14 protein-coding genes and 1 pseudogene are annotated in these 13,687 nt (G+C 65.5%); 4 read left to right on the top strand and 11 right to left on the bottom strand.

The window, feature by feature from the left end; translation table 11 throughout:
• Positions 1–94: 94 nt before the first annotated feature.
• The 6 genes from rseP to pyrH form a co-directional block, all read right to left on the bottom strand.
• Positions 95–1,228 (bottom strand): RIP metalloprotease RseP, encoded by a 1,134-nt coding sequence (gene rseP / locus VH326_RS04440; RefSeq protein WP_329630582.1) that lies wholly within the window; start codon positions 1,226–1,228, stop codon positions 95–97.
• Positions 1,225–2,382, bottom strand: a complete 1,158-nt coding sequence (locus VH326_RS04445; RefSeq protein WP_329630583.1) for a 1-deoxy-D-xylulose-5-phosphate reductoisomerase — start codon at positions 2,380–2,382, stop codon at positions 1,225–1,227. The genes rseP and VH326_RS04445 overlap by 4 nt, the downstream gene beginning before the upstream one ends.
• On the bottom strand, positions 2,379–3,188 hold the full coding sequence (locus tag VH326_RS04450; RefSeq protein ID WP_329630584.1) for a phosphatidate cytidylyltransferase: 810 nt from the start codon (positions 3,186–3,188) through the stop codon (positions 2,379–2,381). Before VH326_RS04450 ends, VH326_RS04445 begins: the two co-directional genes overlap by 4 nt.
• The gene (gene uppS / locus VH326_RS04455) at positions 3,185–3,853 is read right to left on the bottom strand and encodes a polyprenyl diphosphate synthase (protein ID WP_414714246.1); all 669 of its coding nucleotides are present in this window, start codon (positions 3,851–3,853) and stop codon (positions 3,185–3,187) included. The genes VH326_RS04450 and uppS overlap by 4 nt, the downstream gene beginning before the upstream one ends.
• A 149-nt stretch (positions 3,854–4,002) precedes the next feature.
• The gene (gene frr / locus VH326_RS04460) at positions 4,003–4,560 is read right to left on the bottom strand and encodes a ribosome recycling factor (RefSeq protein ID WP_329630585.1); all 558 of its coding nucleotides are present in this window, start codon (positions 4,558–4,560) and stop codon (positions 4,003–4,005) included.
• A gap of 15 nt (positions 4,561–4,575) precedes the next feature.
• A complete protein-coding gene (gene pyrH / locus VH326_RS04465; RefSeq protein WP_329630586.1) occupies positions 4,576–5,304 on the bottom strand; it encodes a UMP kinase in 729 nt (242 codons plus the stop codon).
• 124 nt (positions 5,305–5,428) lie between these two features.
• On the opposite strand from pyrH, the gene VH326_RS04470 reads away from it, so the two are divergent.
• Entirely contained in the window at positions 5,429–6,451 is a 1,023-nt protein-coding gene (locus tag VH326_RS04470; protein WP_329630587.1) for a hypothetical protein, read from the top strand.
• Between the two features lie 83 nt (positions 6,452–6,534).
• Positions 6,535–7,320, top strand: a complete 786-nt coding sequence (locus tag VH326_RS04475) for an FkbM family methyltransferase (RefSeq protein ID WP_329630588.1) — start codon at positions 6,535–6,537, stop codon at positions 7,318–7,320.
• A 68-nt stretch (positions 7,321–7,388) separates the two neighbouring features.
• Here VH326_RS04475 and tsf read toward each other — a convergent pair whose 3' ends face one another.
• The 3 genes and pseudogenes from tsf to VH326_RS04490 form a co-directional block, all read right to left on the bottom strand.
• Positions 7,389–8,321 carry a translation elongation factor Ts gene (gene tsf, locus VH326_RS04480; protein WP_329630589.1) on the bottom strand — a complete coding sequence of 311 codons (933 nt, stop codon included), beginning with the start codon at positions 8,319–8,321 and terminating at the stop codon, positions 7,389–7,391.
• A 299-nt stretch (positions 8,322–8,620) separates the two neighbouring features.
• Positions 8,621–9,433: pseudogene (gene rpsB / locus VH326_RS04485) on the bottom strand (30S ribosomal protein S2); the annotation flags it as partial.
• 149 nt (positions 9,434–9,582) lie between these two features.
• A complete protein-coding gene (locus tag VH326_RS04490; RefSeq protein WP_329630590.1) occupies positions 9,583–9,714 on the bottom strand; it encodes a hypothetical protein in 132 nt (43 codons plus the stop codon).
• A gap of 357 nt (positions 9,715–10,071) precedes the next feature.
• On the opposite strand from VH326_RS04490, the gene VH326_RS04495 reads away from it, so the two are divergent.
• Complete coding sequence (locus tag VH326_RS04495) at positions 10,072–10,293, top strand: hypothetical protein (protein ID WP_329630591.1); 222 nt, start codon at positions 10,072–10,074, stop codon at positions 10,291–10,293.
• Here the strand turns inward: VH326_RS04495 and VH326_RS04500 are convergent.
• Together VH326_RS04500 and VH326_RS04505 are read right to left on the bottom strand one after the other, a co-directional pair.
• On the bottom strand, positions 10,244–11,050 hold the full coding sequence (locus VH326_RS04500; protein WP_329630592.1) for a phosphatidylcholine/phosphatidylserine synthase: 807 nt from the start codon (positions 11,048–11,050) through the stop codon (positions 10,244–10,246). The genes VH326_RS04495 and VH326_RS04500 overlap by 50 nt on opposite strands.
• Entirely contained in the window at positions 11,047–11,772 is a 726-nt protein-coding gene (locus VH326_RS04505; RefSeq protein ID WP_329630593.1) for a phosphatidylserine decarboxylase, read from the bottom strand. Before VH326_RS04505 ends, VH326_RS04500 begins: the two co-directional genes overlap by 4 nt.
• A gap of 296 nt (positions 11,773–12,068) precedes the next feature.
• Here VH326_RS04505 and VH326_RS04510 point away from each other — a divergent pair, with 296 nt between their 5' ends.
• Positions 12,069–13,289 carry an NADP-dependent isocitrate dehydrogenase gene (locus VH326_RS04510; RefSeq protein WP_329630594.1) on the top strand — a complete coding sequence of 407 codons (1,221 nt, stop codon included), beginning with the start codon at positions 12,069–12,071 and terminating at the stop codon, positions 13,287–13,289.
• Positions 13,290–13,687: the final 398 nt, after the last annotated feature.

The following is a 13,687-nucleotide window of genomic DNA, read 5'->3' on the forward strand; positions in this document are numbered from 1 at the left end:
GAACTTGGTTGCCTTGATTACGTTCACATTCCACCCCAGCCGGAGACAATTGCCGTCGCGTACAAACCGGCGCGCCCGCCCTGCCCTAACCCCGTCAACCGATCAACCCGGCGAGATGCTTCCACACCCCCACCGCGCCGAGATCGTTGAACGTCACCACCAAGAACAGCAGCAGGATCGCGGCCAGCCCACCGCGAAACGCCCATTCCTGGATCGCCGGGGTCACCGGCCGCCGCCTTACCGCCTCGATCGCGTAGAACAGCAAATGTCCTCCATCGAGCATCGGGATTGGCAAGAGGTTGATGAACCCCAAGTTAATCGAAACAAGCGCAACGAGGCTGATGAAGTCGGTCCAGCCCATGCTGAGCTGCTCGCCTGAAATCGCGGCCATGCCGACCGGCCCGTGCATGTCCTTCACCGACCGCTGCCCGGTAATTAACTGGCCGAGTCCGTCGCTGGTGACGCGCAGGATCGCGCCGATGCGATGCAACGCGACACCCGGTGCCTCGAGCAAGCCGACCGGAGCTACGATCGGCGCAGTCGGGCTGATCCCGAGCAGGCCGATCTTTATCTCGTTGCCGAACTTGTCTGTGAAGCGGTCGGTCTTGATCATGGTGTCGCGCGCCATCGCCACGCCGGCGCGTTCGAAATCGACATGAACCGGTTGATTGGCGCGGAGCTGGACGAAGAACACTAGGTCCTCGAACGTCGCCATCGGGCGGCCGTTGAGCGCGGTGATGCGATCGCCCGGCTGCAATCCCGCTGCCGCCGCGGCACTATTGGGCAGCACTTTGCCCACCTGCGACGGGGTCAAATCCTGGCCGTAAGCCAACGCGAACCCTAGTGCTATCAGGAACGCCAGCACGAAATTGGTGATCGGCCCGGCCGCGACGACGATCGCGCGCTGCCACACCGGCTTGGCCGGAAAGGTTCGCGCGCGCTCTTCGGGCGGTAGCGCGATCCATGCCGGATCGGCCTGACTCGACGCATCCATATCGCCCGCGAATTTAACGTACCCGCCGAGCGGCAGCACGCTGAGCTTCCACCGCGTGCCCCGCTTGTCGGTCCAGCCGGCAATTTCCCGCCCGAAGCCGATCGAGAAAACGTCGGCCTTGATCCCGAACCAACGCCCGGCGAAATAGTGGCCGAGCTCGTGAAAGAACACGAGCGGCCCCAGCATCAGCAGGAACGCACCGATGGTCATTAGGAGGCCGGGGCTGTGCATCAATTCACGCAATCCTTCACTCGCGCCCCCGCGATGCTACGCGCTTCGCCATCGATGGCCAACACGTCGTCGAGCGTTTGCGGCGCCGGCGGGTCGTAGCGATCGAGCGTATCGGCGACGATTGCGGCAATTTCGAGGAATCCGATCCGGCGGTCGAGAAACGCCGCGACCGCGACTTCGTTGGCCGCGTTGAGGATCGCCGGCCGCGCGCCGCCGGCGTCGAGCGCGCGCCGCGCAAGTCCCAAAGCGGGAAAGCGCGCCGGGTCGGGCGCCTCGAAGTCCAGTCGCCCAATCGCGAGCAGATCGAGCGGCGCCATCGGTGTTTCCATGCGGTCGGGCCAAGCGAGGCAGTGCGCGATCGGCACGCGCATGTCGGGCGGGCCGAGCTGCGCCAGCGTCGATCCGTCGGCATATTCGACCATCGAATGGATCACCGACTGGCGGTGGATGATGATCTCGATCTTGTCCGGATCGATCGGGAACAGCCGCGCCGCCTCAATCAACTCGAGTCCCTTGTTCATCAGCGTCGCCGAATCGACCGAGATCTTGGCGCCCATCGACCAATTCGGATGCGCGACCGCTTGCTCGGGAGTCGCGCGACGCATCGCGTCGAGGCTCCAGTCGCGGAACGGCCCGCCGCTCGCGGTCAGCACGACTCGGCGAACATGTCGGGCCTGACCCGGCTCGAAGCACTGGAAGATCGCATTGTGCTCCGAATCGGCGGGAAGCAACATCGCGCCGGTCCGCGCGGCGGCGGCGAGGATGACCTCGCCCGCCGAAACCAGCGGCTCCTTGTTGGCCAGCACCACAGTGCCGCCTTGCTCGACCGCCGCCATCACCGGGCCGAGCCCGGCGCAGCCGACGATCGCCGCCATCGTCAGGTCGGCATCCTGCCGCGCGGCATCGCACACCGCAGCGGCGCCGCCGGCGGTCGCGATCCCCGTCCCGCTCAACGCCGCCTCGAGCGCGGGCAAACAGCTCTCATCCGCCACCACCGCCAGTTCGGCGTTTGTCCGCTTCGCCGCCGCCGCGAGCCCCTCGACATCGGCGTTGGCGGTCAGCGCCTTGATCCGGAACGCGTCGGGCGCGCGCTCGATCAGGTCGAGCGTCGAGGTGCCGACCGATCCGGTCGCGCCCAGAATGGTGACGGTTTTCACGGCAGCAGTGCGTAGAGCTTGGGCAGCACGACGACCAGCAACGCCGCGGCCGGCGCAACCGGAACCAGCCCGTCGAGCCGGTCGAGCGCGCCGCCATGGCCGGGAAACAACGTCCCGCTGTCCTTCATCCCCGCGCGGCGCTTGAGCCAGCTTTCGAACAGATCGCCGCATTGCGCCAGCACCGCGAGCAATGGCGTCGCGAGCACCGCCGCCTTGCCCAGCCCGGCCCAATAATGCAGCGCCACCGCGAACAGGGTCGCCGCGACCATCCCGCCGAACAGCCCGGCCCAGGTCTTGTTGGGGCTGACCACCGGCGCCAGCTTCGGTCCGCCGATCAGCCGTCCGGCGAAATAGGCGCCGATGTCGCACATCCACACCAGCGCCAGCGTCCAGATCGTATAGAGCAGCCCGATATCCTTCTGCTGCCGGATCAGCAGCAGCGCGAGCACCGGCACCGCGACATAGACGATCCCGCCGGCGAGCCACCCCGATCGGGTCGTCGCCCCGACGAAGAAGAATGCGCCGCCGATCAATCCAAGCGCGAGGAACCCCGGCCCCGCTCCAAGCAACGGCGCCATGATCGCGAGCGGCACGACCAGCGCGTAGAGCGCCAGCCGCTTGGGCTGCGCACGCGCGCCGACCAGGTCGACCCACTCCGCCATCATCAGCATGCCGAGCGCGACGACGACGACCCAGAACACGATCCCGCCGAGCAGGATCGCGACCAAAGCTACCGCGATCAGCGCCGCCGCGGTCACGATCCGGGTCACCAGTTCGGGCGGCTTCTTGGTCGAAGGGCTACTCACAAACCTCCGAAGCGGCGTTGCCGTCGCCCGAAAGCGGCGACCGCTTCGCTCAACGTCGCTGCGTCGAAATCGGGCCATAACGTGTCGACGAACAGCAACTCGGCATAGGCCGCCTGCCACAGCAGGAAATTCGACAGACGTTGCTCGCCCGACGTGCGGATCAGCAAATCGAGCGGCGGCAAGTCGCGCGTTTCCAGCAGGTTTTCGATCGCGTCGGCATCGATCGCATCGATCGCCATCTCGCCGTCGCGCGCGCGACGCGCCAGCTCCTGCGCGGCGCTCGCCAGCTCTGCCTGCGACCCGTAATTGAGCGCTATCACCAGCAGCGGGCCGGTGTTGCTCGCGGTCCGCGCCATCGCATCGTCGATCAGCGCGACGGTGTCGGGCGAGAAGCGCCGGTAATCGCCGATCACGCGCAACCGCACATTCTCGCTGACCAGTTCGGCGAGGTCGCTTTTGATGAACAGCCGCAACAACCCCATCAGGTCGCCGACTTCCTCTTCCGGGCGCCGCCAATTCTCCGACGAAAACGCGTAGAGCGTCAGCGCCTCGATCCCCATCGCGCGCGCGGCGCGGGTGACCTTGCGGACCGCTTCGACCCCCATCCTGTGCCCGGCGATGCGCGGCAAATGGCGCTTCTTGGCCCATCGCCCGTTGCCGTCCATGATGATCGCGACGTGGCGGGGGAGCGCGACCTCGTCCCCCTCCCGCTTGCGAGAGGGGTTAGGGGAGGGCGTGTCAGCATCGGCCCGACCGGTGACAGGCCCTCCCCCTGCCCCTCCCGGAAGCGGGAGGGGAGAAGAGCGCGAAACGCTCACTGGCCGAGGATTTCCTTTTCCTTCGCCGCGGCCGCCGCGTCGATGTCGGCGATCGTCCCGTCGGTCAGCTTCTGCACCTCGGTCTCGTGGCGCTTGCGCTCGTCTTCGGAATAGATGCCCTTCTTCTCGTCGGTCTTGAGGCTGTCCATCCCGTCGCGGCGGACGTTGCGCGCGGCGATGCGCGCCTTTTCGGCATATTGCCCGGCGAGCTTGGCGAGCTCCTTGCGGCGTTCCTCGGTCAGATCGGGGATCGGCAGCCGCAGCGTGTTGCCGTCGTTGATCGGGTTGAGCCCGAGCCCGGCCGAGCGGATCGCCTTTTCGACCGGGCCGATGTTCGACTTGTCCCAAACCTGCACCGACAGCATGCGCGGCTCGGGCGCCGAGACCGTCGCGACCTGGTTGAGCGGCATATGCGATCCATAGACCTCCACCGTCACCGGATCGAGCAACGCGGTCGAGGCACGGCCGGTGCGCAGGCCGCCGAGATCGTGCTTCAGCGCCTCGACGCTTCCCGCCATGCGGCGTTCGAGGTCGGCCTTGTCATAAGCGGCCATCGCAGCTCTCCCTGTCTATTTCTGTACCACGGTCGAGACGCCCTCACCGCGCAATACCGAGGCAAGGTTTCCCGGTTCGCGGATGTTGAACACCACGATCGGAATGTCGTTGTCGCGGCATAGCGCGATCGCGCTCGCGTCCATCACCTTCAGATTGTCCGCTAGCACCGTATCGTAACTTACGGTTTCGTATCGTTTTGCCGACGGATTCGTCTTCGGGTCCGAATCGTAGACGCCGTCGACCGACGTGCCCTTGAGCAGCGCATCGCACTTCATCTCGGCAGCGCGCAGTGCGGCGCCGCTGTCGGTGGTGAAGAATGGCGAGCCGACGCCCGCCGCGAAGATCACCACACGCCCCTTTTCGAGGTGCCGCATCGCGCGGCGGCGGATGAACGGTTCGCACACGCTGGCCATCGGGATTGCCGACTGGACGCGCGTCTCGACGCCAAGCTGCTCGAGCGCGTTTTGCACCGCGAGTGCGTTCATGACCGTCGCCAGCATCCCCATATAGTCGCCGGTCGCGCGATCCATGCCCCGCGCCGCGCCCGCCATCCCGCGAAAGATGTTGCCGCCGCCGACCACCACGCACAGCTCATGCCCGGCATCGCGCGCGTCCTTGATCTCACCCGCGACACGCGCGGTGACCGTAGGATCGATCGCCAGTCCGCCACCATTCTCACTGGCGCCCATCAGGACTTCGCCCGAGAGCTTCAGGAGGATGCGGTTATACGAATGAAAGGTCATGGGTCCAGCGGCCGGGTGAGGAGCGCGGACCTTAGAGAGGCCATGCCGCGCTGCCAAGCATAATGGCGTCTTTCGCGCTTTGCCGGACTGGACGTGTACGGAAGGGCGCGACAAGAGTCATTCCGTGGCGAACGCTCCCGACATTCCGGCGATCATGGCCGACGCTCGCTGGCTCCCCTATCGCTATGATCGGAGCCGGGACGAGGTGCATTTCGTCTGGCTGCCGCGCAAGACGCACCGCGAGCTCGCTTTCTTGACTCGGCCCGAGGTCGCGCAAGCAATGCCCCGCCACGCGGTGCCGCGGCGGTTGATCGCGGAGCACTTGCCGTCCGCGCAGGCACCGCTCCACCTGATCATGCATTCGGGCCTCACCGGCTCGACCCAGCTGACTCATGCTCTGGACCTCGAAGACGTCGCGATGACATTGAGCGAGCCGCCGATTCTGAGCGATATCGTCAGGTACCGCCTCGCCGGCGCAACGCCGCAACAAACGGACGCGCTGATCGACGACATTCTATCGCTGTTCGCACGCCCGTTCTCGCCGGGCGAAGCGGTCATCGTCAAGATGAACAGTATCGGCAATGCGCTTGGCTCGCAGATTCTCGCGCGGCGTCCGACCTCCAAGGCGCTGTGCCTGCATGCACCGCTGCCGCTCTATCTCGCATCGATCGCGCGCAAGGGGCTGGAAGGGCGAATTTGGGGACGCAAGCTGTTCGCGACGCTGCGAACCGCCGGCCTCACCGATATCGGCTTCAGTGACGAGGAAATTTTCGAGCATACCGACCTGCAGATCGCCGCCGACGGCTGGCTGATCCTGCATCGCATGATGGGCGATGCCGGTGTGCGTTTCGGCAAGCGCGTCGTCGCGGCGGACAGCGAGGCCGCGATCGCTCGACCCGAAGCGACACTCACCGCGATCGGCACGCATTTCGGCCTCAACCTCGACGCCGCCGCGATCGCCGCCGACCCGACGCTCGCGCGTCATTCGAAAACCGGCGAGGCATTCGACGCCGAACGTCGCTCTGAGGAATTGCGACTGGCCGCCGAGGTGCATCGCGTCGAAATCGAGCGCGTGCTGGCATGGGCACGTCAGGTAGCCGATGTCCAGCGGATCCCGTGGGCATTGCCGAACCAGCTGCTCGACTAGGCGGCGCCGCGGCCAGGGACGCGCGGTTGCCATGTCTGGCAGCACCGTGCATTAGCGCCGCGCTGTTTTCCATGAGGGGGGCGATGTCCCAGATTTCAAAGCTGTTTCGCGACGCCCGGGGGATCGCGACCGTGTGTGGGCCCGGCACAACGCTGCGCTGGCTCGGCGCGGTAATGGTCGCGGCGCCGCGAGTGTTGAAGACGCGCAACCTCCTCCCCGCCGACGCGCGAATGGGCGAAGGGCCGTTCGCCGTCCGGCACCGCCTCGGCAGTGCCAAATTGGCCGGCAGGGGATCGTTCAGCGGCATGCGCGAAATCTGGGTGCGCGACTGCTACACACGCGGCACCGACATTCTCACCCTCCCAGACGACGCTCTGATCGTCGATCTTGGCTCGAATATCGGCAATTTCACGATGCTGGCGCTCGCCGCCAACCCGACCGCGCGCGTGATCGCCGTCGAGGCGGGTAGCGATCTCGCCAACACGCTCGAGAGCACCGCGACGCTCAACGGCTTCGGCGACCGCGTAACCGTGTGCCGCGCGATCATCGGCAAGATCACCAAGGTGCAGGAATCGATGCGCGCGTCGTCGCGCTATGGCGACGTCAAGATGCTGAGCGAGGCCGAATTCCTGTCGCGCTACGCGATCGAGCGGATCGACTTCCTGAAGTGCGATATCGAGGGCAGCGAGTTCGCCTTCCTCGACCCCGACAGCCGCTTGATCGACCTGGCCGACCGCATCGCGATCGAGATCCATGGCTGGGCGGGCGACGCGCACGCATTCATCGCCGCGCTGGAGGCCAAGGGCTTCACGATGGTCGACGTCGTGTGGGACGGCGACGATTGCATCGCGCTCGCTAAGCGGCACTAAAGATACAAAAAAGGGCGGCGGCACCGCATTGGTGCCGCCGCCCTTTCCTTTTGACTTCAGCTACCGGCTTACGCTGGCTGCGGCACGCCCGAGGCGGCGGCGACTTCGGCGGCGAAGTCGCTCTCTTCCTTCTCGATGCCTTCGCCGAGCTGGAAGCGGACATAGTCCACCAGCTTGATCTCGACGCCCGCTTCCTTGGCGGCGTTCGCCACCACGGTCGCGATCGGGGTCTTGCCGTCCATCACGAATAGCTGGCTGACCAGCGCGTTTTCCTTGCGGTACTTGGCAATCCCGCCCTCGACCATCTTGGCGATGATGTCGGCGGGCTTGCCGCTTTCGGATGCCTTTTCCGTCGCGATCGCGCGCTCGCGCTCGATCAGGTCCTGGTCGAGCCCGCTCTCGTCGAGCGCCAGCGGGAACGCCGCGGCAATGTGCATCGCGAGCTGCTTGCCGAGCGCCTCGAGCGCGTCGGTCGGGGCGCTGCTCTCGAGTGCGACGAGCACGCCGATCTTGCCGAGCCCCGGCGCTTGCGCGTTGTGGACATAGGGCACGACGGCGCCTTGGCTGACTTCGAGCCGCTTGGCGCGGCGCAAATTCTGGTTCTCGCCGATCGTCGCGATGTTGTTGGTCAGCACTTCCTCGACGGTCTTGCCGCCCATGCTCGCCGCCTTGATCGTCGCGATGTCGTCGCCTTCGTTGAGCGCGACCAGCGTCACGTCGCGGACGAAGGCCTGGAACTGGTCGTTCTTGGCAACGAAGTCGGTTTCCGAATTGACCTCGACCGCCGCACCCTTGGTGCCGCTGACCGCGACGCCGACAAGGCCCTCGGCCGCGGTGCGGCTCGACTTCTTGGCGGCGGCCGCGAGGCCTTTGGTGCGCAGCCAATCGATCGCGGCGTCCATGTCGCCGTTGGTCTCGTTCAGCGCCTTCTTGCAATCCATCATGCCCGCGCCGCTCTTCTCGCGCAGGTCCTTGACCATCGCTGCCGTGATATCGGCCATCTCTACATCCTTCTAGCAAAAACCGTTCGCCCTGAGCCTGTCGAAGGGCCGCCCTTCTTCCGTTCGGGAGAAAGACAGTGCTTCGACAAGCTCAGCACGAACGGTGAAAGGCTTGTCGAAGCCTCTAATTAAGCGTCGAGCTTGGGCTCGGCCGCGGCTTCCATCTCGGCGGCCGGCGCGGTCTCACCGTCGGCGACGGCTTCGACGGCTTCGACCGGAGTCGGCTCGGCAGGCGCTTCGGCGTTGGTGGCCTTAGCCTTCTTCGGCGCAGGCGTGGGAGCCGGCTCGGCAGCGACCTCGGCAGGCGCTTCGGCAACCGGCTCGGCAGCTGCTTCGGCGGGAGCCTCGGTCGCCGGCTCGACGGTCAGCGCTTCTTCGACCGGCGCCTCCACCTGCGCGCCGAGATCGACGCCCGACGCGGCCTGGCGATCCTGCCCGCCACGAGTCGCGGCGATGGCGATCGCTTCGCAATACAGGCGGATCGCGCGCGCCGCATCGTCGTTCGCCGGCACCGGGAAGGCGATGCCGTCGGGCGAGACGTTCGAATCGAGGATCGCGACGACCGGGATGCCGAGCGTGTTGGCTTCCTTGATCGCCAGCTCTTCCTTGTTGGCGTCGATCACGAACATTACGTCGGGCACGCCGCCCATGTCGCGGATGCCGCCGAGCGACATTTCGAGCTTGTCCTTCTCGCGCGTGAGCTGAAGGACTTCCTTCTTGGTCAGGCCGACCGTGTCGCCCGACAGCTGCTCCTCGAGCGTCTTGAGGCGCTTGATCGAATTGCTGATCGTCTTCCAGTTGGTGAGCATGCCGCCCAGCCAGCGATGGTTGACGAAATGCTGGCCCGAACGGCGCGCGGCGTCGGCGATCGGATCCTGCGCCTGGCGCTTGGTGCCGACGAACAGCACCTTGCCGCCGGCGGCGACCGACGAGCTGACGAAGTCGAGCGCGCGCGCGAACAGCGGCACGGTCTGCGACAGGTCGAGGATGTGGACGCCGTTGCGGTCGCCGAAAATGTAGGGTTTCATCTTCGGGTTCCAGCGGTGAGTCTGGTGTCCGAAGTGCGCACCAGTCTCGATGAGCTGCTGCATGGTGACGACAGGTGCCGCCATAGGGATAACTCCTTCCGGTTGAGCCTCTGGGAAGCGGGAACCAGACAGCTTGCCTGGCACCGGGTTATGTTGCTTCCCATGCGGGTTGAGGCGCGGCCCCTAGTCGATGTGCAGGGCGAGCGCAACCCTCGTGCGCCCGTCGCGGCACGTCAGATCGAAATCGCGCGCGCGTGATCGAGAGCGACGCGCATTGCCTTTACCGTATCGCGCTTTCCGGTCGTACAGGCAAGCCGCGCGAGGTTCACCGCGGCACGCTCGTCGGCCGTCAGCGGTCGCTGCAAGACTCGCTCCCAATGGCGAATGAATCTTCTCGGGGTCATGAGAAGGCGCGCTCCAATATCGCGCCGGCCTTCTCCTGATATAGTGATTAACGGCTATTTTGTAACCACTTGAACGGCCATTACCTGGCTCTGCTAGGATATGCGTCAGTCATCCACGGCCACATCGTTGGGATGGGCTGACTCGGCGGGTAAGCCGATCCGACGCAAGTTAATTCCTCCTTTGTTCTCATTTTTCGCTTGACGATCGGAACATCCATAGAACATATAGCGATCATCAACAGGACATGGAACCAAGTGAATCGGCAAGTCGTTGATTCTCTGTCGGGTTTCCGGATCCGGCCGAAGGGGAGTTCCGAAATGCTCACGTTTGTCGCTGTTCTGATGTTCGCCGGTGCGCTGAGCGCTGCGGGTTTCGTCCTGTACGCCACGATCGTCCCCGCGCTGCCCAAAATCCAGGCCGCGCTGTCGGGCCAAGGCGTCGCATCGAGCTTGCCGCCGCTCCCGCCGCGCCGCGCTTCGACCTTGCGCGTTACGGTGCGACCGGTGGCGCAGCCGTCATACTGGCGCGCTGCCGCCTGACTTTTCGGTAGCTCGCGATGCTGAGCGGGATCGTCGCTAGATAGGCTAGGCAGACGACGACCAGTGTGGGCCATGGCGCGGACACCAGCGCCGCCCCGATCGCGACGATCACCACCAGGGCCTCGAAACGGATTCGGCGGCGAAGACGGATCGACGACCAGCCAAACGTGGGGACGCTCGACACCATCAGCACCGCGACGAACGCGACCCACGGCGCGACCAGCCAGGGCGAGCGGAAATACCATTCGCCGGTGATGAACCACAGATACATCGGCAGCATCGCGCCGATCGCTCCCGCGGGCGCCGGAATTCCGGTCAGGTAGCCCGCGGCCTTGCGCGGTTGTTCGGACGCGTCGATCGCGGCGTTGAACCGCGCCAGCCGTAGCGCGCAGAACACCGCGAACAGCAGCGCGCAGACCCATCCGAACTTGGGCGAGCCGACCAGCGACCAGAGATAGAGGATCAGCGCCGGCGCGACGCCGAACGAGATCGCGTCCGAGAGCGAATCGAGCTCGGCGCCGAACCGGCTGGTCCCGCGCAACATTCGCGCGACTTGCCCGTCGACTCCGTCGAGCGCGCTCGCGACGAGGATCATCACCACCGCGAGCTGCCAGTTCGAGCCGTTGGCATCGCCGATCGCGAACCGCACCCCAGTGAGCCCGGAACACAGCGCCAGCGCGGTCAGCGCGTTGGGCGTCACCGCGCGCAACGGCAGCCCCTGCGGCGCCCGATCGCGCAAGCGCCGCGGCGGCCTCATTGCGTGACGCCGCTCATCGCGTCGCCGCCGACCTTGCCGAGGATCGTCTCGCCGGCGATCGAGCGTTGGCCGAGCATCACTTGCGGCACGGTGTCGGCGGGAAGGAAGACGTCGACGCGGCTGCCGAAGCGGATCAATCCAACGCGCTGGCCGGCGGCGATCATGTCGCCTTCCTTGACGAACGCGACGATCCGCCGCGCGACCAGCCCGGCGATCTGGGTGAAGCCGATCAGCCGGCCGTCTTTGCCTTCGACGACGATGTGCTGGCGTTCGTTCTCCTCGCTCGCTTTGTCGAGGTCGGCGCTAAGGAACTTACCCGAGATATAGACGACGCGGCGGATCGTGCCCGCAATCGGCGTGCGGTTCACGTGAACGTCGAACACGCTCATGAAGATCGACACGCGGGTGAGCGGCGCGGTGCCGAGGATCGCCAGCTCAGGCGGCGGCAACATCGGCTGGATCATCGTGATCAGGCCGTCGGCGGGCGCAACAACCAACCCGTCGCCCTTGGGCGTCACGCGGATCGGATCACGAAAGAACGCGGCGACGAACACCGTCAGGAACACGAGCGGCCAAAACAGGATACGCAACGCAGAGAAGATCAGCGCAATCAATGCCGCGACTGCGACGATGGCAACGTAACGCTGCCCCTCGGGATGCATGGCGGGAAACCGCCATTTTACCGTGGGCGTGCCGATTTCCGGCGGATCGATCGAAGGCATCGGCGGCGTTTACCCTCTCCCCCCGCCCCGCACAATCCGCGCTTTCCTACAGGTCATTGTTTCTGATATGTTCTGCCGGTGATCGGCATCATCCTCGACGGGAGCAGGGCTCAGCGACTTCGGACGATGCATCAATTCGTCGCATTCCCGCGTGGACGTACCGTGACCTTTGGGAACTTTCGCCGTCTCGACCCGGCTCCCGACGAGACCGAATCGGTACCGGCGCCACGCTTGACCCTCCTCCCCGCTTCCTCCTAGACGCGCGACCAAATTCCCTCCCTTCAGGAAAGCAGAGCATGGCCAAGATCAAGGTGAAGACGCCCGTGGTGGAGATCGACGGCGACGAAATGACTCGGATCATCTGGGAATGGATCCGCGAGCGCCTGATCAAGCCGTATCTGGACATCGACCTCGATTATTACGACCTCGGCATTGAGCATCGCGACGCGACCGACGACCAGGTGACGATCGACGCCGCGCACGCGACGCAGAAATATGGCGTGGCGGTCAAGTGCGCGACGATCACGCCCGACGAGGCGCGAGTCGAGGAGTTCGGGCTCAAGAAGATGTGGAAGTCGCCCAACGGCACGATCCGCAACATCCTGGGCGGCACGATCTTCCGCGAGCCGATCGTTATCTCGAATGTGCCGCGGCTTATTCCCGGTTGGACCAAGCCGATCGTCGTCGGCCGCCATGCCTTTGGCGACCAGTACCGCGCGACCGACTTCCGCGTGCCCGGGCCCGGCAAGCTGACGATGACGTGGCAGGGTGACAATGGCGAGACGCTCGATTTCGACGTGTTCGACTTCAAGAGCTCGGGCGTCGCGATGGGGATGTACAATCTCGACGATTCGATCCGCGATTTCGCGCGCGCGTCGATGCATTACGGCCTCAACCTCAAATGGCCGGTGTACCTGTCGACGAAGAACACCATCCTCAAGGCTTATGACGGCCGCTTCAAGGACCTGTTCGCCGAAGTGTTCGAGGCCGAGTTCGCCGACAAGTTCAAGGAAGCGGGCATCGTCTACGAGCACCGCTTGATCGACGACATGGTCGCCTCCGCGCTCAAGTGGAGCGGCGAGTTCGTCTGGGCGTGCAAGAATTACGACGGCGACGTCCAGTCGGATCAGGTCGCGCAAGGGTTCGGCTCGCTTGGACTGATGACGTCGGTCCTGCTCTCGCCCGACGGCAAGACCGTCGAGGCGGAGGCGGCGCACGGCACCGTCACGCGCCATTATCGCCAGCACCAGCAGGGCAAGGCGACCTCGACCAACCCGATCGCCTCGATCTTCGCCTGGACCGGCGGGCTCAAGTATCGCGGCAAGTTCGACGGCACGCCCGACGTGACTCGCTTCGCCGAGGAGCTCGAAAAAGTGTGCATCGAAACCGTCGAGAGCGGCAAGATGACCAAGGATCTCGCGCTGTTGATCGGCCCCGATCAAGCGTGGATGACAACCGAGCAGTTCTTCGAGGCGGTGCGCCAGAACCTCGAGACCAAGATGACAAGCTGGGCGTGAAGCGAAGGGGGACGCCGCGACCGGTCGCGGCGCCGCCTATCGCCGGATGCGGTACAGGCGTCGCTAAGCCCGCCTTGCATCGGATCCCCGCCACCGCGGCAGGGGTCCTGCGTTCGCGCCTAGCGAGTCCGCCATTTCTTTGTCGCGACATCATTCGACCAGCAGCACGCCGGCGTGCGGTGAGTTGGCGCTTCAAGTCCGTAGCTGCCGCTTCCGCAAGCCGCCGGGCGAGTTCGCCGACCCCAGTCGCGCGGTCGCTCGCAAGCTGCGCCAAAGCGTCACCGGCCGCGAGCGAGCAGGTCCAGGCGCGACCGCCGGCGCGAAAGGTTGCCTCCCCGGCATGTCGAGGGGGCGAACGTCGAGCTGGCGTTGTGCGGCCAGCCTGACGCGGCTCGACT

Source organism: Sphingomonas sp., assembly GCF_036269755.1.
GTDB lineage: Bacteria > Pseudomonadota > Alphaproteobacteria > Sphingomonadales > Sphingomonadaceae > Sphingomonas.